At 68.7% G+C, this 20,861-nt stretch carries 22 protein-coding genes; 4 read left to right on the top strand and 18 right to left on the bottom strand.

The window, feature by feature from the left end; all coding sequences use genetic code 11:
- Positions 1-10: 10 nt before the first annotated feature.
- The 12 genes from E0H73_RS23280 to dacB all read right to left on the bottom strand — a co-directional run bounded on the left by E0H73_RS23280 (position 11) and on the right by dacB (position 11,163).
- Positions 11-526, bottom strand: coding sequence for a DUF3180 domain-containing protein (locus E0H73_RS23280; protein ID WP_131359986.1), 516 nt, complete (start codon positions 524-526; stop codon positions 11-13).
- The gene (gene folK, locus E0H73_RS23275) at positions 526-1,083 is read right to left on the bottom strand and encodes a 2-amino-4-hydroxy-6-hydroxymethyldihydropteridine diphosphokinase (protein WP_131359985.1); all 558 of its coding nucleotides are present in this window, start codon (positions 1,081-1,083) and stop codon (positions 526-528) included. Before folK ends, E0H73_RS23280 begins: the two co-directional genes overlap by 1 nt.
- Positions 1,080-1,469 carry a dihydroneopterin aldolase gene (gene folB, locus E0H73_RS23270; RefSeq protein WP_202867520.1) on the bottom strand — a complete coding sequence of 130 codons (390 nt, stop codon included), beginning with the start codon at positions 1,467-1,469 and terminating at the stop codon, positions 1,080-1,082. The genes folK and folB overlap by 4 nt, the downstream gene beginning before the upstream one ends.
- 76 nt (positions 1,470-1,545) lie before the next feature.
- Complete coding sequence (locus tag E0H73_RS23265; RefSeq protein ID WP_131359983.1) at positions 1,546-2,031, bottom strand: nuclear transport factor 2 family protein; 486 nt, start codon at positions 2,029-2,031, stop codon at positions 1,546-1,548.
- Entirely contained in the window at positions 2,028-2,825 is a 798-nt protein-coding gene (gene folP, locus E0H73_RS23260; RefSeq protein ID WP_131360435.1) for a dihydropteroate synthase, read from the bottom strand. Before folP ends, E0H73_RS23265 begins: the two co-directional genes overlap by 4 nt.
- Positions 2,826-2,942: 117 nt before the next feature.
- Positions 2,943-4,067 carry a S1 family peptidase gene (locus E0H73_RS23255; protein ID WP_131359981.1) on the bottom strand — a complete coding sequence of 375 codons (1,125 nt, stop codon included), beginning with the start codon at positions 4,065-4,067 and terminating at the stop codon, positions 2,943-2,945.
- Positions 4,068-4,208: 141 nt separating this feature from the next.
- Positions 4,209-4,781: a GTP cyclohydrolase I FolE gene (gene folE, locus E0H73_RS23250; protein WP_131359978.1), complete on the bottom strand. Its 573-nt coding sequence runs from the start codon at positions 4,779-4,781 to the stop codon at positions 4,209-4,211.
- A 63-nt stretch (positions 4,782-4,844) separates the two neighbouring features.
- Positions 4,845-6,881 (bottom strand): ATP-dependent zinc metalloprotease FtsH, encoded by a 2,037-nt coding sequence (ftsH, locus tag E0H73_RS23245; protein ID WP_131359976.1) that lies wholly within the window; start codon positions 6,879-6,881, stop codon positions 4,845-4,847.
- 172 nt (positions 6,882-7,053) lie between these two features.
- On the bottom strand, positions 7,054-7,605 hold the full coding sequence (hpt, locus tag E0H73_RS23240) for a hypoxanthine phosphoribosyltransferase (RefSeq protein ID WP_131359974.1): 552 nt from the start codon (positions 7,603-7,605) through the stop codon (positions 7,054-7,056).
- Between the two features lie 4 nt (positions 7,606-7,609).
- Complete coding sequence (gene tilS / locus E0H73_RS23235; RefSeq protein WP_238164183.1) at positions 7,610-8,551, bottom strand: tRNA lysidine(34) synthetase TilS; 942 nt, start codon at positions 8,549-8,551, stop codon at positions 7,610-7,612.
- 94 nt (positions 8,552-8,645) lie between these two features.
- Positions 8,646-9,740 carry a zinc-dependent metalloprotease gene (locus E0H73_RS23230; protein ID WP_131359970.1) on the bottom strand — a complete coding sequence of 365 codons (1,095 nt, stop codon included), beginning with the start codon at positions 9,738-9,740 and terminating at the stop codon, positions 8,646-8,648.
- Between the two features lie 61 nt (positions 9,741-9,801).
- Positions 9,802-11,163, bottom strand: coding sequence for a D-alanyl-D-alanine carboxypeptidase/D-alanyl-D-alanine endopeptidase (gene dacB / locus E0H73_RS23225; protein ID WP_131359968.1), 1,362 nt, complete (start codon positions 11,161-11,163; stop codon positions 9,802-9,804).
- Between the two features lie 50 nt (positions 11,164-11,213).
- Here dacB and E0H73_RS23220 point away from each other — a divergent pair, with 50 nt between their 5' ends.
- Entirely contained in the window at positions 11,214-11,702 is a 489-nt protein-coding gene (locus tag E0H73_RS23220) for an inorganic diphosphatase (RefSeq protein WP_131359966.1), read from the top strand.
- Positions 11,703-11,762: 60 nt separating this feature from the next.
- Here E0H73_RS23220 and E0H73_RS23215 read toward each other — a convergent pair whose 3' ends face one another.
- Positions 11,763-12,194 carry a MarR family winged helix-turn-helix transcriptional regulator gene (locus E0H73_RS23215; RefSeq protein ID WP_131359964.1) on the bottom strand — a complete coding sequence of 144 codons (432 nt, stop codon included), beginning with the start codon at positions 12,192-12,194 and terminating at the stop codon, positions 11,763-11,765.
- Positions 12,195-12,279: 85 nt separating this feature from the next.
- Between E0H73_RS23215 and E0H73_RS23210 the strand changes: the two genes are divergently transcribed.
- The 3 genes from E0H73_RS23210 to E0H73_RS23200 are packed head-to-tail and all read left to right on the top strand — an operon-like array spanning position 12,280 to position 14,913.
- Positions 12,280-13,245, top strand: coding sequence for a quinone oxidoreductase family protein (locus E0H73_RS23210; protein WP_131359962.1), 966 nt, complete (start codon positions 12,280-12,282; stop codon positions 13,243-13,245).
- A 19-nt stretch (positions 13,246-13,264) separates the two neighbouring features.
- The gene (locus E0H73_RS23205) at positions 13,265-14,155 is read left to right on the top strand and encodes a LysR family transcriptional regulator (protein WP_131359960.1); all 891 of its coding nucleotides are present in this window, start codon (positions 13,265-13,267) and stop codon (positions 14,153-14,155) included.
- Positions 14,156-14,199: 44 nt separating this feature from the next.
- Complete coding sequence (locus E0H73_RS23200) at positions 14,200-14,913, top strand: SDR family oxidoreductase (RefSeq protein WP_202867519.1); 714 nt, start codon at positions 14,200-14,202, stop codon at positions 14,911-14,913.
- A 43-nt stretch (positions 14,914-14,956) separates the two neighbouring features.
- Here E0H73_RS23200 and E0H73_RS23195 read toward each other — a convergent pair whose 3' ends face one another.
- From E0H73_RS23195 to E0H73_RS23175, 5 genes are all read right to left on the bottom strand, one after another.
- Positions 14,957-16,360: a C40 family peptidase gene (locus E0H73_RS23195; protein ID WP_131359958.1), complete on the bottom strand. Its 1,404-nt coding sequence runs from the start codon at positions 16,358-16,360 to the stop codon at positions 14,957-14,959.
- Between the two features lie 259 nt (positions 16,361-16,619).
- Complete coding sequence (locus E0H73_RS23190; protein WP_131359956.1) at positions 16,620-17,432, bottom strand: endonuclease/exonuclease/phosphatase family protein; 813 nt, start codon at positions 17,430-17,432, stop codon at positions 16,620-16,622.
- 63 nt (positions 17,433-17,495) lie between these two features.
- Positions 17,496-18,569: a WD40/YVTN/BNR-like repeat-containing protein gene (locus E0H73_RS23185; RefSeq protein ID WP_202867518.1), complete on the bottom strand. Its 1,074-nt coding sequence runs from the start codon at positions 18,567-18,569 to the stop codon at positions 17,496-17,498.
- 22 nt (positions 18,570-18,591) lie between these two features.
- Complete coding sequence (locus tag E0H73_RS23180; protein ID WP_202867517.1) at positions 18,592-19,830, bottom strand: ThuA domain-containing protein; 1,239 nt, start codon at positions 19,828-19,830, stop codon at positions 18,592-18,594.
- Between the two features lie 77 nt (positions 19,831-19,907).
- Positions 19,908-20,774 carry a helix-turn-helix transcriptional regulator gene (locus tag E0H73_RS23175; RefSeq protein WP_131359952.1) on the bottom strand — a complete coding sequence of 289 codons (867 nt, stop codon included), beginning with the start codon at positions 20,772-20,774 and terminating at the stop codon, positions 19,908-19,910.
- Positions 20,775-20,861: the final 87 nt, after the last annotated feature.

The raw sequence follows: 20,861 nt of genomic DNA, 5'->3' as shown, positions 1-20,861 counted from the left end.
GACCGCCATGTTAGGGGGTCTCGTCCGGGTCCTCGGGAATACGACACGCGCGTTCGAGCAACAATCCGGCCGTGACGACCAGCACTGAGACCACCGCCGCGGCACCGGCCATGATCACTCGGTTGCGCGGCCCCGAAGCACTCACCGCGTCCAGGAAGCTTAACGCGAACCCTGCGTAAACCCCGGTGCACAACGCGCCGACGAAAGCGCTCGCCTTCGCGATCAGGAGCAGGAACACCGCGCGCGACGGTTCGATCCGTTCGCGCCGGACCTGGATCCGCTGATGGGTGTTGCGGGCCGCCATGAACAGCAGCGCGGCCAGGAACGTCCAGGCGATCAGAGTCAGCCAGGACACCGCGGGCGCGACCCCGCCGCTGGACTCGATCGCCTTGACCATGGTCACGCCGATCGCCGCCCCGAGGACGGCGATCGCGATCAGCAACCGGCGTGAGGTCGGCCGGACCGAGCCCGGGCGCGGCGGCTCTTTGCCGGGCGCCTGGTTGGGCTCTGGACCGCCGGATGCCACTACTGGAGCTCGATGTCGAGCTTGGTCACGCCCTCGGTGCCGACCTTCGCGAGCAGTTCGGCGACCGGGCCGTGCCCGGGCAGCACCGCGTCCCGCTCGATGTCGAGCCACGGCGCCAGAACGAACGCCCGCTCGTGCGCCCGCGGGTGCGGGATGGTCAGCTCCTCGGACTCGATCTCCTTGGTGCCGTACGTGATCAGGTCGACGTCCAGCGTGCGTGGTGCACCCGGAACGCTGCGCTCCCGGCCGAACGCCTGCTCGATCGCGTGCGCGCGGTCGAGCAACAGGTCCACGGCGAGCGTGCTGTCGGCGAGCAGTACGACGTTGAGGTACGGGCCGGACTCGTCGGGACCGCCGATCGGCTGGGTCTCGTAGACCGGGGAGACCTCGACCACCACGACGTCCGGGGTGTCTCGCAGCGCATCGACCGCGCCCTGCAGGTTCGCCTCACGGTCGCCGAGATTGCTCCCGAGCGACAGGATCACCTGGCGGATCGGCTTGAGGCCACCGCTCAGGGTGTCCGCGTCGATGACGTGGGGACTTGGGGTCTCAGTCACGAGGATTCTCCGGCTCTGCGCTGCACGGTCAGGACAACGTCGTCGAACGGCACCGTGATCGGCGCCGAGGGTTTGTGGATGGTCACCGCGGTCGCTGTCACCCGCCGGTCGGCGAGGCACAGGTCCGCGATGCGCTGGGCGAGGGTCTCGATCAGATCCACCGGGTCGGTCTCGATCGCCTGGTGCACCTGCTCGGCCACCAACCCGTAGTTCACGGTGTCGGCCAGGTCGTCGGAAGCCGCGGCGGGCCGGGTGTCCAGCTCCAGCCGGACGTCCACGACGAACTCCTGCCCGTCGGCCCGCTCGTGCTCGAACACCCCGTGGCGCCCGAAACCGCGGATGCCACGGATCTCGATCACATCAGGAGTCATCGCGGGAGAGCTCATCCACGTCCTCGCTTCGCTCCGGGCGCGGACGAGGCACGGTATGCGCTGTGCTCGATGGTGAACTCGCTTCGCTCGCTCACGGCGCCTCCTCCTGTCGGCCCCCAGACGACGACAGTACCGGTGAGGCATGGTGGATCCACAACCGCCAGCCGGAGGAAGTTTTGCGAAAGACGTTCGTGGCCAGCGCCTTACCGCCCGCGAACCCTTCCTCCGGGGCACCCTCACCCGACGACAGGACATTCTCCGTACACGTGACGTAGGCCACGTCTTCATCCACCCGGACCTGGACATCGGTGAGAAAGAACTGGATGTACGGCGTATTGGCGAAGATCATCGCCCAGGCGCGCATCATCTCGGCGTACCCGGAGATCGCCGCGTTGCCGGGATGGATGCAGACCGGATCGGGATCCGGCAGCCAGACCGCCGCCATCAGATCCAGGTCGCCGGCCTCGAACGCGTTGTAGAACGCGGTGTTCGCGTTCAGCACGACGTCCTCCACCGTCGCACCGCGCGCACCGTCTCCTCCTGCGCTCCGGCGCGGACCGCCCGGTCCGTCCGTCATACCGTTCCCCATCTCTTCGCCACCCGGACCGCGTCCGCGCTGGGCGCCACCGCGTGGGCCCGGACACACCAGGCTCCCGCAGCGGCGGCCAGGGCGGATACAGCCGCGCTCGCATCGTCTCGTCGTACGGCCGGTCTGGGTTCACCGGTCTGCTCGTCGGCGAGCAGCCTACCGAGGAACGCCTTCCGGGACGCACCGATCAGCAACGGCCGACCGAGTACGCCGAATTCCCGTAATCGGCGAAGAACTTCCCAGTTGTGGTCCGCGTTCTTCGCGAACCCGAGTCCGGGATCCAGTGCGACCCTGCCCAGATCCACGCCGGCGGACCGGATCGCGTCGACCCGCTGGCCGAGTTCCGCGATCACCTCGGCGACCACGTCGTCGTACTCCGCCTTGTTCTGCATGTCGATGGAGTGCCCACGCCAATGCATACAGACATACGGCGTACGACGCTCTGCCACCAGCGGAAGCATGTCCGGGTCGGCCTGGCCGCCGGATACGTCGTTGATCATCACCGCACCCGCGTCGAGGGCGAGGGCGGCGACTCCGGCCCGCATCGTGTCGACCGAGATCAGGGCGCCGTCGGCCGCGAGCGTCTCGATCACCGGCAGCACCCGGCGGATCTCCTCCTCGGGCGCGGGCCGCTCGGCACCCGGCCGGGTCGACTCGCCGCCGACGTCGAGCAGGTCGGCGCCGTCGGCCAGCAACTCCCGGCCGTGCTTGATCGCCGCGGCCGGCTCGAACCACTCGCCGCCGTCGGAAAAGGAATCCGGGGTCACGTTGACAACACCCATCACGAGACACCGGTCCAGGACCGGTAGCCCGTCAACGTGCACCCGCAAACCATCACTCACCAGACCACCGTAGTGGCCCTCACCCCCAGCCGCGGAACCAGCCGGGCATCAGCCGCCTCAGCTCAGCACGAGGCGCGACTGGGTGGCTTGTAGGGCCTCGCCGATCGGCTGCGAGTACGACTCGTTGGTCTGACCGGTCTTCTCCAGGCACTGGCCGTTGATCAGCGCTGCGCCACTGGTGATGCCCTGCGCGTAGTTGCCGGTCATGTTCGCCCCGCCGGAGTCGCCGGCCTCGACGCAGGCGGTGTGCTGGAACAGGCCCTTGACGATCCTGTTGCTGCCGTAGTTGACCGTCACGTTGCGGGCGACGATCCGGCCGCAGGTCCAGCCGGTGCTCTTACCCGACTTGCACAGCGTGGATCCGACGGTGGCGTTGGCGATCCCCTTGACCGAGACATTGCCGGCGCCCCAACCCTCGACGTACCCCTGCTGGTCCCAGCCCTCGATCACGCCGACGCTGCCGAAGTCGTTGCCCGGGAAGCTCGACGTGCGGGTGTTGCCGAGGACGTAGCCGTTGCGGGAGAACGACGGCTTGCCGGCGGTGCAGTGGCCCGCGGTCAGGAAGATCCGGGTGCCCTTGGTGGTGCGGGCGTTGAACCCGAGGGAGCAGACGTAGCCGGTGTTCTTGTCCACCCGGAGGCCGCCGCGCAGGCCGAAGTCGTCCGCGGTGGTGGACACCTGGCCGGGCGCGGACCGGATCGTCACGCGGTCGCCGTTCGCCTTGGCGCGGTCCAGGAAGCGCTGGGTGATCAGGTCACGCGCGCCCCGGGGGACGGTGACGACCACGGTGCCCGAGAGGGGATCGACGTACCAGGACCGCACCTTGCCGGCGCTGGAGCCGCTGGCGAGCCGGTTCAGCTCGGACTGGACCGCGTTCAGCTGGTCGGCGGTGAAGCGGACCAGCCGCGGGATGGCGCCCGCCGCGCGGACCAGGTCAGCGGTGGCGACATCGGACACGGCGACGACCAGCTCACCGGCCTCGTCGTAGTAGCTGCCGACCGCCCGCGACCCGAGCTCGGTCTCGAGGGCGTCGGCGACCAGCGGAGACTTGGCGGTCAGCTCTCCGGGTTTCACCCCCGACGGCTCCGAGTCCGCGGTGGCCCAGTTCGCCGCGACCAGCCCGGCGGCCGTCAGTACGACGGCACCGGCGAGTGCGGCGCCGACCCGGAAACGCCCCGACATTCTTGTCCTCCTCACGCCGGCATCCGGTCCTCGTCGACCGAACGCCACTACGGAAAGTAAACGTTCAGCGACAGAATGTCCACAGATGTCGGCTTTCAATCTCCAACGAGAGACCGGCCGGCCAGGCTACGGCCGGGCGGATCAGCCGACGATCAGGCTCATCGCCTCGGCCCGGGTGACCGGGTTGCGGAGCTGGCCGCGGACCGCCGACGTGATGGTCTTGGCGCCCGGTTTGCGGACGCCGCGCATGGTCATGCACAGGTGTTCGCACTCGATCACGACGATCACGCCCCGCGGCTCGAGCAGCTCGACCAGCGAGTCGGCGACCTGCGTGGTCAGCCGCTCCTGGACCTGTGGGCGCTTGGCGTAGACGTCGACCAGACGGGCCAGCTTGGACAGCCCGGTGATCCGGCCGTCACGACTCGGGATGTACCCGACATGGGCCACTCCGGTGAACGGGACGAGGTGGTGCTCACAGAGGCTCCACACCTCGATGCCCTTCACCAGGACCATCTCGTCGTGGCCGATGTCGAACGTCGTCGTGAGCACGTCCTCGGCCCGCTGACCCAGTCCACCGGTGATCTCGGCGTACGAGCGCGCCACCCGGGCCGGGGTGTCCAGCAGACCTTCGCGGTCCGGATCCTCGCCGATCGCGATCAGCAACTCCCGGACGGCCCGCTCGGCCCGTGCATGATCGAACTTCGGTGAGGTCATGCCGCCACCTTAAACAGCAGCAGCGCCGCCACCCGGGTGGGTGGCGGCGCTGCTGACTTCAGCTCAGTCCTTCGGCGAAGGCGGCGTCGGGCCGCTGCCGTAGTTCGGCGGCTTGACGGCCTCGTCCGGGCCGACCGCACCGCCCGGCAGGACGTCGGACAGCGATCCGTTCTGCTCGCCGCGGGTCGGCATCGGCATCACCGGCGGCTGGTCCGACGGCACCCGGGTGGACGAACCGGTCCAGGCCGGCCGCCGCTCCCGCTTGATCACCGGCGCGAAGACCCGGGCGATCTCGTTCTTGTCCAGGGTCTCCTTCTCCAGCAGCTCCTCGACCAGGTGGTCCAGCACCGCGCGGTTCTCGACCAGGATGTCGAACGCCTCCTGGTGCGCGTTCAGGATCAGCTTGCCGACCTCCTCGTCGACCGCGGCCGCGATCTCCTCGGAGTAGTTCCGCTGGCTGCCGATGTCGCGGCCCAGGAACGGCTCGCTGCTGTCCTGACCGAACTTGATCGCGCCCAGCCGCTCGGTCATGCCGTACTGCGTGACCATCGCACGGGCCAGCGCGGTCGCCTTCTCGATGTCGTTGCTGGCGCCGGTGGTCGGGTCGTGGAAGACCATCTCCTCGGCCGCGCGGCCACCGAGCATGTAGGCCAGCTTGTCGAGCATCTCGGACCGGGTGGTCGAGTACTTGTCCTCGTCCGGCATCACCATCGTGTAGCCGAGGGCGCGGCCACGCGGCAGGATCGTCACCTTCTGCACCGGGTCGGAGTGCGGCAGCGACGCGGCGACCAGGGCGTGCCCGCCCTCGTGGTACGCCGTGAGCACCTTCTCCTTGTCCGACATCAGCCGGGTCCGGCGCTGCGGACCGGCGATGACGCGGTCGATCGCCTCGTCCAGCGCCCGGTTGTCGATCACCTGCATGTTGCCGCGGGCGGTCAGCAGGGCGGCCTCGTTGAGCACGTTGGCCAGGTCGGCACCGGTGAAGCCCGGCGTACGACGGGCGACGGCCCGGAGGTCGACGTCCTGCGCCATCGGCTTGCCCCGCGCGTGCACCTTGAGGATCTGCTCGCGACCCGGCAGGTCCGGCGCGTCGACGGCGATCTGCCGGTCGAAGCGGCCCGGCCGCAGCAGCGCCGGGTCGAGCACGTCGGGCCGGTTGGTGGCTGCGATCAGGATCACACCGCCGCGGACGTCGAAGCCGTCCATCTCGACCAGCAACTGGTTCAGGGTCTGCTCGCGCTCGTCGTGACCACCGCCGAGGCCCGCACCACGGTGCCGGCCGACGGCGTCGATCTCGTCGATGAACACGATCGCCGGGGCGTTCGTCTTGGCCTGCTCGAACAGGTCGCGGACCCGGGAGGCACCGACACCGACGAACATCTCGACGAAGTCCGAACCGGAGATCGAGTAGAACGGCACGCCTGCCTCACCGGCGACCGCACGGGCCAGCAGGGTCTTACCGGTACCGGGCTGGCCGTAGAGCAGCACGCCCTTCGGGATCTTCGCACCGACCGCCTGGAACTTCCCTGGTTCCTGCAGGAACTCCTTGATCTCGCCGAGTTCCTCGATCGCCTCGTCGCACCCGGCCACATCCGCGAAGGTCGTCTTCGGGGTGTCCTTGGTGATCAGCTTGGCCTTCGACTTCGCGAAGCTCATCACCCGCGAGCCGCCGCCCTGCATCGAGTTCATCAAGAAGATGAAGACGACGGCGATCAGCAGGAACGGGATCAGCGTGGAGAACACCTGGCCGATGAAGCTCGGCTTCGGGTTCTCGACGTCGTACCGCTCGATCTTGCCGTCCTGGAACAGGGACTGCAGGTCAGTGCCGAGGGTGTTGGCCTGGCCGTCGACCCAGTGCGCCCGGACCTTGGTCCCGTCGGTCTTCTCGACCCGGATCTCCTGGTCGGGGTCGATCAGCGTCACCGACTTGATCGACTTGTCGGACGAGGACTTGGCCTGCTGGATCAGCTGGACCACCTGGCCGGTGGGCTCGGTCTTGTACCCGGTCGAGCCGGTCAGGAGCTGTCCGATCACCAGTACGCCCAAGAAGGCGACGACGATCCAGAACAGGGGTCCGCGGAAGATACGCTTCACGTCCATGATCGAGGCCTACGCCCCGTCCCTCCTAGCTCGGCAGGCCCGGGTATGCGGGCTTGAGACGGTAACACCAGTCCAAGTGTCTCGTGTCGCACAAGACAACACATAACGAGGGTCACCAAGACGGCGTGACCCCGTTGTACAGGCTGTCACCAAGTCTGCCCTGAAGGATCGGTCAGGAGTAGACGTGCGGGGCCAACGTCGCCACGCAGCGCAGGTTCCGGTACTTCTCCGCGTAGTCCAGGCCATAACCGACCACGAACTCGTCCGGGAGCTCCAGTCCGACGTACTTGACCGGGACCCGCATCTTGGCCGCGTCCGGCTTCACGAACGCCGTGCACAGCTCCAGCGAGGCCGGCTTCCGTGACTCCAGGTTACTGACCAGCCAGCTCAGCGTCAGCCCGGTGTCGATGATGTCCTCGACGATCAGCACGTGCCGGTTGGTGATGTCGGTGTCCAGGTCCTTCTGGATCCGGACCACTCCGGACGACTTGGTGCCCGAGCCGTACGACGAGATGGCCATCCAGTCCATCTCCACGTGCCGGCTGAACGACCGGGCCAGGTCGGCCATCACCATCACCGCGCCCCGCAGGACGCCGACCATCAGCAGGTCCTTGCCCTCGTAGTCCTGCTCGATCCGCGCCGCCAGCTCGCGCAGCTTCGCCAGGATCTGGTCCTCGGTGTAGTGGACCTTGGTGAGGTCCTTCTCGATGTCCGCGGCATCCACGCCGTCAGCCTGTCACACCTTCGCCCAACACGATGAATCCGCCCCTGCGGACCGCCCGGACCCCTTGTGGCAGATCGATCCACCGCTGTCCGCGCCACGCTGTCACCAGTGCGTCGACGGCAGCGATGTGCGCCGCTGTGAGGTCCGTCGCACGGCAGCCCGCCTCCAGTGCCGCCTGCCGCAGGGCTCTGGTCCGGATCGCCGCCGGCTCGTCCTCGAGCATCCCGATGTCGCACACCACTTCGTCCTCGGCACGCCGGAGTGCGGTCTCCGCAAGGTCCGCCGCGAGTATGTCCAACGCATCCGCATCGGCCCGGAGCAATCCCGCCGTACGGGCGAGTGCCTCGACCACACCGGGCCCCAAAGCCTCCTCGAGGACCGGCAGAACCTCGTGGCGTACGCGAACCCGGGTGTACTGCGGATCGTCGTTGTGCGGGTCGTGCCACGGCCGAAGGCCCGACGCGATGCAGGCTGCCGCCGTGGTGGCGCGCGGAACTTCCAGGAACGGCCTCCTGAGCAGTCCGGCGATCGGAGCCATACCTGCCAGCGATCGAGCGCCCGAGCCACGTCCCAGCCCCAATAGAACAGTCTCGGCCTGGTCGTCCCGCGTGTGAGCCAGCAGTACGACGTCCGCGCCGGATTCGTCAGCCGCGTCCCGCAGAGCGTCGTACCGAGCCGCTCGGGCAGCGGCCTCTGGACCACCGTCGGAGCCCACCTCTACCGGGCGCACGTGGACCGGGTCGAGCCCGAGCCCCCGGCACTGGGTGGCGGCGGTCTCCGCGACGTGGGCGGAGTCGGCCTGGAGCCCGTGGTCGACGATGACGGCACCAGCGCGGAGCTCGAGCTTCGGAGCCTCGAAGGCCGTCGCGGCCGCGAGGGCCAGCGAATCCGTACCGCCGGAGCAGGCGACCAGAACGGTCGTGCCCTTGGGCAGTTCGGCCAGCATGGCCCGCACTGCCTCCCGCGTGCGTGCGACGGCGGGGTGCAGCTTTCCTCTCCGGCGCTCGACCAATTCGTCGGCAGCCGATCCACCCGGTGGCTCAGCCGTGGAGCCGGCTGACCCAGGCATCCGGATTCGCGATCTCGTGCTTGGTCGGCAGCGTGTTCGGCCCGGTCCAGACCCGGTTGAACCCGTCCATCCCGACCTGCTCGACCACCCGGCGTACGAACGCGGCGCCGTCCTTGTACTGCCGCAGCTTGGCGTCCAGGCCGAGCAACCGCTTCAGCAACTGGTCGACCGGGTTGCCGCTCTGCCGGCGCGACGTGAACTTGGAGCGGATGGCGTCCACGGTCGGGATCACCGAGGGTCCGACCCCGTCCATCACGAAGTCGGCGTGGCCCTCCAGCAGGGACATGACCGCGGTCAGCCGGTCCAGCACCGCACGCTGCTCCGGCGACTGCATCAGGTCGACCAGGCTCAGCTCGGCCTCACCACGCACCGATCGGCCCAGCCGCTGGACCGCCTCGCGGAACATCGCGGCGTACGCCGAGGCGTCCAGCTCGGCCTGGTCGAGGAACAGCGCGATCTCCGACCGGAGGTGGTCCCGCAGCCATGGGACCGCGGTGAACTGCACCCGGTGCGTCTCCTCGTGCAGACACACCCACAGCCTGAAGTCCCGCGGTACGACGCCCAGCTCGGACTCCACGTGCATGACGTTCGGCGCGACCAGCAGCAACCGGCCGGTCAGACCAGGCCGGTCCGGATCCGGCTCGGACGGGTAGAACGGGTCGAACTGCCCGAGCACCCGGGACGAGAGGAAGGCCAGCAGCGCTCCAGCCTCGATCGCGGTCACCCGCGAGCCGACAGCGGAGGACAGCCCACCGGTCCGCTCGGCCTTCTCGCGGAGCTTGTCGGCCAGGGGCTGCAGCACGGTCCGGAAGCCGTCTGCGTTCGCCTGGACCCAGCCGGGCCGGTCCACGATCACCACTGGCGCGGTGGCCGAGGTGGCCTCCAGCTTGGTGAACTCGCGGACGTGGTGCTCGGAGTCGGCCGCGAACTGGCGCAGCTCGGCCACCACCTGATCCGCCTCCGCGCGGCTGACCGCAGGTCCGGGCCGCAGCAGCTTGCGCGCCACTCCCGTTGCCAGCTGCCAGTCGACCATCTCGGCCGTGGTCCCACCTTCCGCCGTACTCATATTCCGACCCTAGTCGCATGTCCCAATATGCGTCTGCTGATCGGTCCGGGTCAGGCCGCGGTCAGACAGCACAGCCGCAGCCGGCCAGCGCGGCGGCCGCCCGGTCGAGCGCGGCCCGGGCATCGAGGGTCTTGGGCACCGGAACGCTGTCGGTCGCCACCGCGAAGACGAGCAGGGTGCCGGTGCGGTCGCGGACCAGACCGGCCAGGCTGTGGACTCCAGTCAGCGTGCCGGTCTTCGCACGGACCAGTCCGGTCCCGCCGGCGGTGCCGGCTCCGGTGAAGCGCTCCTCGAGGCTTCCGGTGAACCCTGCGACCGGCAGCCCGGTCAGCAGGTGCCGCAGCTCCGGGTGCTCGCTGGAGACCGCGGTCCGGATCGCACCGGCGAGCAGGTCCAGCGGCACGTGGTTGCCGCGAGACAGTCCGCTGCCGTCGAGGATCCGGGCCTTGCTGACATCCAGACCGAGCTTGGTCAGCGTCGCCCGTACGCCCTTGACCCCACCGGCGTACGAGCCGCCGTTCTTGGTGGCCAGGCCGACCTGCCGCAGCAGCACCTCGGCGCCGTCGTTGTCGCTGTGCAGGTTCACGTACTCGACGATCTGGCCGACCGTCGGCGACTGCGCCTGTGCGACCGTCTTGGCTGCGGCGGGGGCGACCGCCGCCTTGAGGGTCGGCGCCACCTTGATGCCTGCGGCACGTAACTGCGCGGCGAAGGCAGTGGCCGCCGCCTGCGACGGAGAGTCGGCCCGCTTGGCCATGCCAGGGGACAGTCGTCCCTCGTTCACCCACAGCGCGGACGTCCGGGCGGCGATGCCCTCGGTGGTGTAGTTCGGCTCCCAGTTCGCGTTGGCCGCAAGCCCGGTGAACAGCGAGGCGTCGTACCCGAGAGTGACGCTCCGGATGCCTTGGGCCTTCAGGGCCTTCGCAGTACTGGCCGCCAGGTCCTGCAGGGACGCACGGACCGGGAAGTCGGTCGGGTCGGTGGACCGCTTGGTGGCCAGCAGCGGGTCACCGCCTCCGACCAGGGTCAGAGAGCTACCCGCACCACTGACGACCCTCGTGGTGAACCGGTGGTCCGGTCCGAGGGTCTCCAGCGCGGACACCGTCGTCAGCAGCTTCATCGTGGACGCCGGGACGTACGGCGTCGCCGTACCCGCCGAGTACACCGCCTTGCCGCGGGAGGCGTCGTACACGTAGATCCCACGGTGCTTGCCCAGCGCCGGGTCACTGAGGATCGGTGCCAGCACCTTCTGTACGCCGGCGGCGGTCGGCGCGACGCCCTCGGTCTTGGCCGGTGCCAGCACAGCCGGCGCCTGCTGGGCTGCCTGGGCAGATCCGGGTACGGCGTCCGCTCCGCCCGCCAGACTCACGCAGAGCGCTGTGGCGAGCAGCGTGACGAACACCGCACGGGGAGGACGGGGCACCGGGCTGCTCCTGTCAATTGGTCGGTCCGAACCGTGACAGTATCTGCCGTATGGAGTTCGACGTCTTCATCGAGATCCCCAAGGGCACGCGCAACAAGTACGAGCTGGACCACAAGTCGGGCCGGCTCCGGCTGGACCGGACCCTCTTCACGGCCACCCAGTATCCGGCCGACTACGGATTCATCGAGGAGACCCTCGGCCAGGACGGCGACCCGCTGGACGCGCTGGTGCTGCTGCCGGAGCCGACGTTCCCCGGCTGCCTGATCAAGGCACGCGCGATCGGCATGTTCCGGATGACCGACGAGAAGGGGCCGGACGACAAGGTGCTCTGCGTGCCGGCCGGTGACCCGCGCCAGGAGCACCTGCGCGACATCCACCACGTGCCGGAGTTCGACCGGCTGGAGATCCAGCACTTCTTCGAGGTCTACAAGGACCTCGAGCCCGGCAAGTCCGTCGAAGGCGCCACCTGGGTCGGACGCGCCGACGCCGAGACCGAGATCACCGCGTCCTTCGAGCGCCTGAAGACCGAAGCCCACTGAGCCGTCCCGCCGGCCCGGATTCCCCGCGCCGGTGGCTCACTCGGTGGCTCACTCGGTGGCTCACTCGGAGGTGAGCCGACGGAGCAGGCCGAGCAGGGTCTTCCGTTCGCTCGCGCTCAGCGGCTCCAGCAACTCCGTCTCGGCGGCCGCGATCAGCTCGTCCATCGCGAGCAGTTGCTTGTCCCCCGCGGGCGTGATCGCCACGATCTTGCGTCGCCGGTCCGCGGGGTCGACCCGGCGTTCGACGTACTTCAGCTCTTCCAACTCGTCGAGCAGGGTGACCAGATCGCTGCGGTCGAACCCGATCCGGTCGGCCAGCGTCGCCTGAGCACCTTCGCCGTCATCGGCCAGGCTCGCGAGAACGTGGTAGTGCAACGTCCGTACGCCGGCCTCCGTCATGTGCTGCCGGACCAGACGCTGCGCCTGCTGGCTGGACCGGCCGAGCGCCCACAGCACCCGGTCGGACAGACGATGGGTCGACGACTTCTTCACCCGAACAACTCTATTGGCAGCGGTCTCGTCCGAGGTTATCGTGGGAGCCACCTATTATTTATGACTCCCACGAATTGGAGTACTCATGCGCGCAGTGCGCTTCCATCGGCACGGTGGTCCCGACGTCCTGCAACTCGACGAGGTCGCCGTACCGGAACCCACCGCCGGCCAGGTCCTGATCGAGGTCGAGGCGATCGGCGCCAACGCCATCGACGCCGTCCTCCGCCGCGGCGGCACCCCCTGGGACCGCCCACTCCCCAGCACCCTGACCGGCGACGTGGTCGGCCGGATCACCAAGCTCGGCCAGGACACCCCACCCGGCGTTGCCGTCGGCCAGCGTGTCGCGGCCCTGACCGACGACGCGTTCGCCGAGTACGCCGCGGCCGACGCCGACTTCCTCGCCCCGGTCCCCGACGACGCGGACGCGGGTGAGGCGACGATGATGTCGATGACCGCACCGCTCGCCCTCCGCCTGCTCGAGGCCGGCCGCATCCCCGCCGGCGGCACCGTCCTGATCCAGTCCGCCGCCGGCACCATCGGCCACCTCGCCGTCCAGTTGGCCCGGTCCTTCGACCCGAAGACGATCATCGGTACGACGTCGTCCGCGGCTCGCCTGGATTTCATCCGTTCGCTCGGCGCCGAGGCCGTTGACCTGACCGACGCCGAATGGCCGGATCAGGTTCGCAAGTTCGCACCCGACGGCGTGGACACCGTCCTCGACGCCGTCGGTGGAAAGGTCTTCGATCAGGGCCTGGAGCTGGTGAAACCGCTCGGCACGATGATCACCTACGGCGGCATCAGCGGTGCGCTGCCGATGATTCCGGTCAGTAGCCTGTTCGGCCTCCGATCCGTCACCGGCGTCTCGGTCATGGGCTGGCGCATGGCCAGCCCGGACGGGGCCCGCGCCGACATCGCCGAGGTCACCCGCCGCTGGCAGTCCGGCGAACTCCGTCCTGTCGTTCAGGCGAGCTACCCACTGAGCGACGTCGTCGAGCTCCACCAGGTGCTCGACGCCCGCACCCACCTCGGAAGACTGATCGCCACGCCCTGAACCGCCTTAGAATCAAGGCGTGGAGCTTCGGCAGATGCGGTACTTCGTGGGCGTCGCGGAGGAACTGCATTTCGGCCGCGCCGCCGAGCGGCTGTACATCTCCACGCCGACGCTGAGCCAGCAGATCAAGCAACTCGAACGTGAGGTCGGCGCCACGCTGCTGATCCGGCACAGCCGTGGCGTCGAGCTCACGCCCGCGGGCCAGGTCTTCCTGACCCGCGCCCGAGAGACGATCCAGGCGGCCGGTCTGGCGCTGAAGGACACCCGCCGGGCGGCCGGCCTGGACGAACCCGTACTCCGGCTCGGCCTGCTCAACGGCATCCCCGGATGGTTGCCGGCGGCCCTCGAACAGCTCGCCACCGAACGCTTCCCGAACAGCACGGTGACCCTCGAGGCCGGGACGACCACCGATCAGGTCCGGATGCTCACCGCGGGCGAGATCGATCTCGGCCTGGTCCGCACGCCGTTGACGTTGCCTGCAGCAACGACATCGGAGCACCTGGCCGACGAGGAGCTCGGCGTACTGCTGGCGTCCACGCATCCGCTCGCTTCGCGTGCCGAGCTCACCCTCGACGACCTCGCCGGACTGGAGCTCATCTGGATCCCACGCGCCGCCGCACCGGAGTTCTACGACGATGCTCTCCGCCGGCTCGGCGACCGGATCAGGCTCAGCGACATCAGCATGAGCCACTCCCAGCTCCGCTCCGCCCTGCTCGTTCGCCGGGACGCGATCAGCCTTGGCTCCCGCCGCGCGGCGACACCGGACGTGGGGTGGCGACCGTTGTGCGGCCGTCCGCTGGTCGCTCGGTACGCCGCGATCTGGCGGACCGACTCACGCAACCCGGTGCTCCGCGCAATGACCGTTAGCCCTGGCCTAACGGTGGTTAGGCAACAAGTCGTGGAAGCGTGACTCCTGCGCTGGTTGGCTCGAAGTCAACCAGCAAAGGAGAAAGAGTGCAGTCAACAGAACACGTCGTGATCGTCGGCGGCAGCTCCGGGATGGGCCGCGGGCTCGCCGCGGAACTCGTTGCCCAAGGCAGCGAAGTGACCGTCGCAGGCCGCTCCACCGGCAAACTCGACGCAGTACGCCGCGAGCTCGGCGTACGGACCGTTGCCATGGACATCGGTGTCGAGGAAGACATCGAGCGGCTCTTCGCGACCACCGGCAAGGTCAGCCACATCGTCACCACCGCCGCCGACATCAGCGGCGCCTACCAACCGATCAGCGAGTACGACGTGAACGCGGCCCGGTCCGCGGTCGACTCCAAGTTGCTCGGCCCGTTGCTCCTCGCCAAGCACGGCGCACCGGCACTCGAACCGGCCGGCTCGATCGTGTTCACCTCAGGCATCGCGGCGTACCGGCCCGGACCGAGGGCATCGTTGGTCGCAGCACTCAACGGCGCACTCGCGTCACTCGCCTCGGCGCTGGCCGTCGAGCTGGCTCCGGTCCGCGTCAACGTGGTGTCGCCGGGCTGGGTGGACACCCCGATCTGGCAGGACGTCGCCGGTGACGCGGCCGCGGACACCTTGGCCGCGATGGCCGTCCGCCTGCCGGCCGGCCGGATCGGCCGGACCAAGGACATCGCGGACGCAATCATCGCCCTGCTGCGCAACGGATTCATCACTGGCACCGTCCTGCACGCCGACGGCGGACACCGGCTGGTCTAGGAAATGGAGGTCCCCGGCACCTGATGGTTGCCGGGGACACCTGTCAGGGGCGGCCGAAGAAGTCCGGCGGCTCCCAGTAGTAGACGCTGTCGATCTGCACCGGCTTGCCGGTGCGCGGTGCGTGGATCATCCGCCCGTCGCCGAGGTACATCGCGACGTGGTGGATGGTGCCGGGGTCGTCCGGGTTGACCGACCAGAAGATCAGGTCGCCGGGCCGCAACTCGTCCTCGTCGATGTGCCGGACCTGCTCGTACTGCGCAACGCTGTAGTGCGGCAACTGGACACCGGCCCGCTTCCAGGCACCCATCATCAGACCGGAGCAGTCCCACCGCGACGGCCCGGTCCCGCCCCAGAGGTACATGTCGCCGAGCTGCGAGAGCGCGAAGTCGATCGCCGCCTGCGCACCCTTGCGGGAGGGGCGGGGGTTGTCGGGGCGGCTCGGCCGGTCCGGCTTGTGCTTCGGCGGCTTCTTGCCGTGGTTCTTCTTCACCTCTTCCCGCTCCTCGCGTTGCTCCCGCGCCTTCTCGGCCGCTTCCCGCGCCTTGTCGGCCGCTTCCCGGGCCCGCTCGGCGGCCTCCCGGGCGGCGATCTTGCGGCGCAGTTCGGCGGCCTTCTTCGCGGCGAGAGCGGCGGCTCGCTGGCGCGCAAGCTCCTCGAGTCCCCGCTGCCGCTGGGCGGCCACCTGGATCGACGTGTTCTGCAGGACGGCGAGCTGGGCGATCGCCTGCTTGCGCTGGACGCCCATCGCGGTCACCGCCGACGCCTGCGCGGCTTCCGCGGCCTCGGCCGCCTTCTTCGCCGCGGCGGCCTCGTCGGTCGCCTTCTTCACCTTGGCGACGGCCTGGTCGGCCTGGACCTTGAACAGATTCGTGACGACCTGGCTCGCCGTGTACCGCAGATACGACCCCTGCATCGCGGTCGACACCGACCGCGCCGCGCCGGCCGAGTCGAGCAACTCCTGCGGACCCCCGGCGGTGAACAGCGGCGCGATCTTCGCCACATCACCACCACCCTGGTACGACGCGGCGGCGAACCGGCCGATCTGCTGTCGCTGGGTTGTCAGGGTCTTCTGCGCCTTGGCCGCCCGGGCCGCGGCGGCGGCCGCCTCGGTCTTGGCCAGCTGCAACTTGTAGACGGCACCGTTGTAGGCCTCGTCCGCGATCCCGGAGGCGACGCCCAACTGCTCGAGCCGCGCGCTCGCCGCGGCGAGCTGCTGCTCGATCCCGGCCACCTGGCCGGCCTTCGCGGCGGCGGCCTGCTTGGCCTTCTCGACCGCGGCCTTGGACGGAATCACCGGCGGCTTCGGTTTGGCGGCGTCGGCCTGGATCGGGTTGACGGCCATCGAACCGGCCAGACAGACCACGAGCACCCCGGAGAGCAGCGCCCTGCCGGTCTTCCCAGTGCCCGCGACCCGTCCGCCGGACCTGGCCCGCGAGGGGGTCCGCATCAGGTCGTTCCTTCCGCCGGTCACGAACCCCTTCCCCAGGGTTCGTGAACTTTTGGTCCATTTGGACTCATACGTGACACTAGTTGCCTGCAGCCCCATTGGGAACAGCTTTCACACAAGTAACTTTGTTTCACCTGCGTGTCGACTTGACAAACTACAAGCTTGTAATTTCACACGAGCCGTAGTCGACCCGCTGCTGGGAGCACGAAAACGGCGCCCACCGGCCGAAGCCGATGGACGCCGTAGCGGTCCGGGGCGGTCAGTGCAGCATGAAGGAGGCCAGCACCGGGAGGTGGTCGGAGGCAGGGGTGACCGGGACCGAGGCCTTCGTCGGGGTCAAGCCGGCACTGTGCAGCTGGAAGTCGATCCGCTTGGTCGGGTTGCCGGCCTCGATCGTGTAGCCCGGGCCGACTCCGACCTCGGTCCAGGTGTCGTTCAGTACGGCGGTCAGCGTCTTGATCTCGGGCGCTTCCGGGGTCGCATTCAGGTCGCCGACCAGCAGCGTCGGCGTCTTCGACGTACCGAGCAGCTCGACCACCTTCTGCGCCTGCTCCAGCCGCTCCGCGTTGTTGTTGCTGGTCAGGTGCGTGTTCGCGAACCGCAGTTCGGCGCCGCGGACCTTGACCGTCGCGACCGCCAGACCGCGCTGCTCACCGGTCGGGTAGAGCGGCAGCAGGGTGTTGGTGAAGTCCTTGATCGGGTACTTCGACAGGATCGCCGTACCGTACTGGCGGCGTGGCTCGCCCGGGTTCACCGGCGGCAGGTCGAGGTTGGCGGCGTACCCGTAGTGCATGTTGAGCCGCTTCGCGAACCAGGCCGGCTGGTCGACCCAGTTGCTCCGCACGTCCCAGTGCCGGTCGACCTCCTGCAGCCCGATCACGTCGGCGCCGGACTGCTCGATCAGCTGGGCGATCCGCTCGAGGTCGAGGACGCCGTCGATGCCGGCGCCGTGGTGGATGTTGTACGTCATCACCGTCAACGGCCGGTCCGGGCGGTCGGCGGCGGGCTGCGCCGCGGCAACGGTCGGTACCACCATCAGCAGCCCCACAAGCACGGTCAACAATTTACGCATGCACCCATCTTTCCGGAAAACCGGCGACACCCGCACGGCCAAGGCGTGTCCGCGGTGTGAACGTCAGCGCACCAGCCGCGCGACCGCGCCCTTCGCGCCGGAGGCCCAGCAGCCGGCCTGGGAGCCGTGACCGCCGCACTCGACGCTGTCGAAGCTGCCGTCGTAGAACTGCTTCCAGCTGCGCCCACCGTCGAAGCTCACGTCGCTGCCGGACGGGCCCACCGCGATGACGGTAGCGGGCGACCAGGGCACGAAGTGGGATCCACTCCGGTAACCCTTCGGCGCCTTGTCGGCCGGCACCAGCTTCCAGGTGCGGCCGCCGTCGGACGTGACCGACGCGGCCTTCACCGCCTCGGTCGGCTTCTCGAAGTCACCGCCGACCGCGACGCCGAACAGCGGACCGCGGAACGCGAGGCTGAAGATGCCCGCCGCCGGGCCACTGGCCATCGGCGAGTCCGAGACCTTCCAGTGCCGGCCGCCGTCGAAGGTCCGGAACACCCGCGGCCGGTCGCCGCCACCGGTCGCGAACCAGGCCGACCGGCCATGTCCGGCGACCAGGCACGTCCCGCTGGCCGCGAACGCGAACTCACCGGGCAATGCCGCCGGCATCCCCTCGTTCGACTGGACCTTCCACGACGTGCCGCCGTCCGCCGTCGCCGCGATCCGGAACTTGCCGTCGACCGGGTCGCTCAACGCCAGGCCGTGCCGGTCGTCGTTGAAGGCAAAGCAGTCGTAGAACGCGTTCGCATCGGGGTTGCGGAACGTCTCGGTCCAGGTCTTGCCACCGTCCGCGGTCCGGTACACCCGCGAGTCCTCGCCGGTCCCGATCGACAACGCCACCGCGCGCTTCGCGTCGAACGCCTCCACGTCGCGGAACTGCAGCGCCTCCGCACCGGGCGGGCTGACGTTCTGCCAGTGCCGCCCGCCGTCGACAGTCCGCAGCACCGTCCCCTCGCTCCCGCCCACCCAGGCGACGTCCTTGCTGACCGCGGCCAGCCCGCGGAACTGCGCCGTACTCCCGGTCGGCGTCGCCTTCCACTGGTACGACGGCACGCCATGGGCTTGGGCGGCGGGCACGAGCTGAGACATCAACAGCAGACCTCCTGCCGCAACAGCGGCCACACGCAGGATTCTCATGCGCGGCAACCTAGTCGATGGGTCACACCATCGTCAGCAGGAAGGACTGCGTCGTACCTCCGTTGCAGGTGAGTTGGACGAGTTGGGTGCTGTCAGCGGTCGAGCCGTTCGGGACGGTCAGGCACTTGTTGCTGTGGCGGCTGACCAGGTGGAAGTAGCCGCTGCCTTCGGAGACGGCCTGCCATTGCTGGTTGTCGCCGTTGCTGTAGGTCCACAACTGGAGGCCGGCATTGTCGGCGGCGGACACCCCGGTCACGTCGATCACCTTGCTCGCGTCGTTGCGGTTGTTGACCCGGGTGAAGCCGCCCGAGGTGGGCTGGAGCTGGAACTGCTGTGCCTGCGTGGCGTTGCAGCTGTACTGCTGGATCACCGTGCCGTTGGCGACACCCGCGGCCCGGGCGTCGACGCATTTGCCGTTGGCCTTGTTCGAGACCTTGTACCAGGCGGTCGGCGACGGCTGGTCCACCGGCGGCGTCGTACCGGCGCCGGCCAGCCACTTCAGAGCGTCCATCATGAACTGGTTCTGGGCCGGGCTGTCGAAGGTCGACGAGAGCCGGGTGTTGGTCTCGTAGTTCATCGCGTTGTGGCCGAAGTTCGCGTAGATCATCTTGTAGTTCTTGTTCGTCCAGATGATCGGGTAGTAGCCGCTGTACCAGGTCTGCGCCGGGTCGATGCCGACCGGGAAGCTGGACGGGTCGATCGAGGCCAGGATCTGGATGTTCGGGTTGTTCCGCAGGTCGTTCTGCCAGCTGTACCACTCGCTCACCGAGGAGCGGAACGTCGCACCGGTGTTCACCAGCGCCGGGTGCGAACGGTTCTCGGCCTTCAGCGTGACCGCGGTCGGACCCCAGGTGTTCGACTGGAACCGGCCGGTCCCGAGCAGCGTGTTGTTGAACCACGGCCACCCGCCACTCGCGTCGTTGTACGCCGACACGTGGAAGCCGAAGAACGCGCCGCCGTTGTCCATGTAGCGCTGGAACCCGGTCCGCTGCGCGTCGGTGTGCGGCGAGTCGTCCAGGAACATCACCACCTGGTACTGCGAGGCACTCAGGTTGTTCAACTGGTCCCAGTTGTTCGTCGCGGTGTAGTTGAACCCGTTCTGCGCCCCGAACTGCGGGAAGCGCTGGTTCGCCTCCTTCTCGAAGTCGATGTGCGCGGCATCCCAGGTGCCGCTGTAGAACGCCAGCACATTGAAGTTCGCTTGAACTTGAGCGGATGCGGTCGTCGTCAGGCTGCTGAGCAGCAAGACGACGGCGAGCAAGAATACGGGCAGGCGAAAGCGATCGGAAAGCATGGGGGCGGCCCTTTCCGGTGCGGTGACTTCTGAAATTTCAGGACTTAAATTAACTCTGGATCAAAGTCCTGTCCAGAGCTCATCGACTGACTGCCGACAACCTCCAGCAACCGCAACTTCTCGGCGCTCTCGCTCCCGGGCTCCGCGGTGAAGACCACCAGGGTTTGCTGCTGGTCGCGGTTGTCGATGACCTCGCAGTACAGGTCGAGTTCGCCGACGACCGGGTGCTGGAAACGCTTGGTCCGGCTGTGTGCGATTCCGATCTCGTGCGCGTTCCAGAGCTCGTCGAACTCCGCACTCAGCTTGCGCAGTGTGCGGACCATCGAGGCGGCGTACGACTTGGGTCCGTCGGCGGTGGCGACCGAGCGCAGCCATGAGACCAGCATCCGGCTGTGAGTGGACATCTCCGGTTCGCGGTACAGATAGCGCGAGTCCGGGTCGGCGAACCAGCGGTAGAACTCGCTCCGCGCCATGCCTTCGTAGTTGGTCTGCTCGCCGGCGAACGCGACGTGCGCCGGTGTCTGCGCGAGCGTCTCGCCGCACCGGTTGAGCAGCATCGCGGGGGTGTCCTGGAGCCGGTCGAGGATCCGCAGCATCCCCGGGTCGACGTGACAGGTCCGTGTCGTCCGAGGCGGCGTACCGTGCCCGGCGAGGACATACAGGTGGTCGCGCTCCTCCAGCGTCAGCCGGAGCGCGCGGGCGATCGAGCCCAGCATCTCGGCTGACGGCTGCGGACCCCGACCGCCTTCGAGCCGGCTGTAGTAGTCGGCCGACATCGAGGCGAGTGCGGCGACTTCCTCGCGGCGGAGTCCCGGCGTACGACGGCGCCGGCCGCGGGGCATCCCGACATCCTCGGGCTGCAGGGCCTCGCGGCGTCTACGCAGGAAATCGGACAGATCGGCGTACTCCATATGTCCAGTGTCCCGGACCGGCCGGCGTTATCCACTGCTTGCCGAGCAGAGGCTGAGCCGAGCCTGGTTGCCGTCGGCATCCGATCC

Origin of the sequence: Kribbella pittospori (assembly GCF_004331465.1) — a bacterium.
GTDB classification, from domain to species: Bacteria; Actinomycetota; Actinomycetes; order Propionibacteriales; family Kribbellaceae; genus Kribbella; species Kribbella pittospori.
Note: the sequence above shows the minus strand (reverse complement) of the source record. Positions and strands in the feature narration are given on the sequence as shown.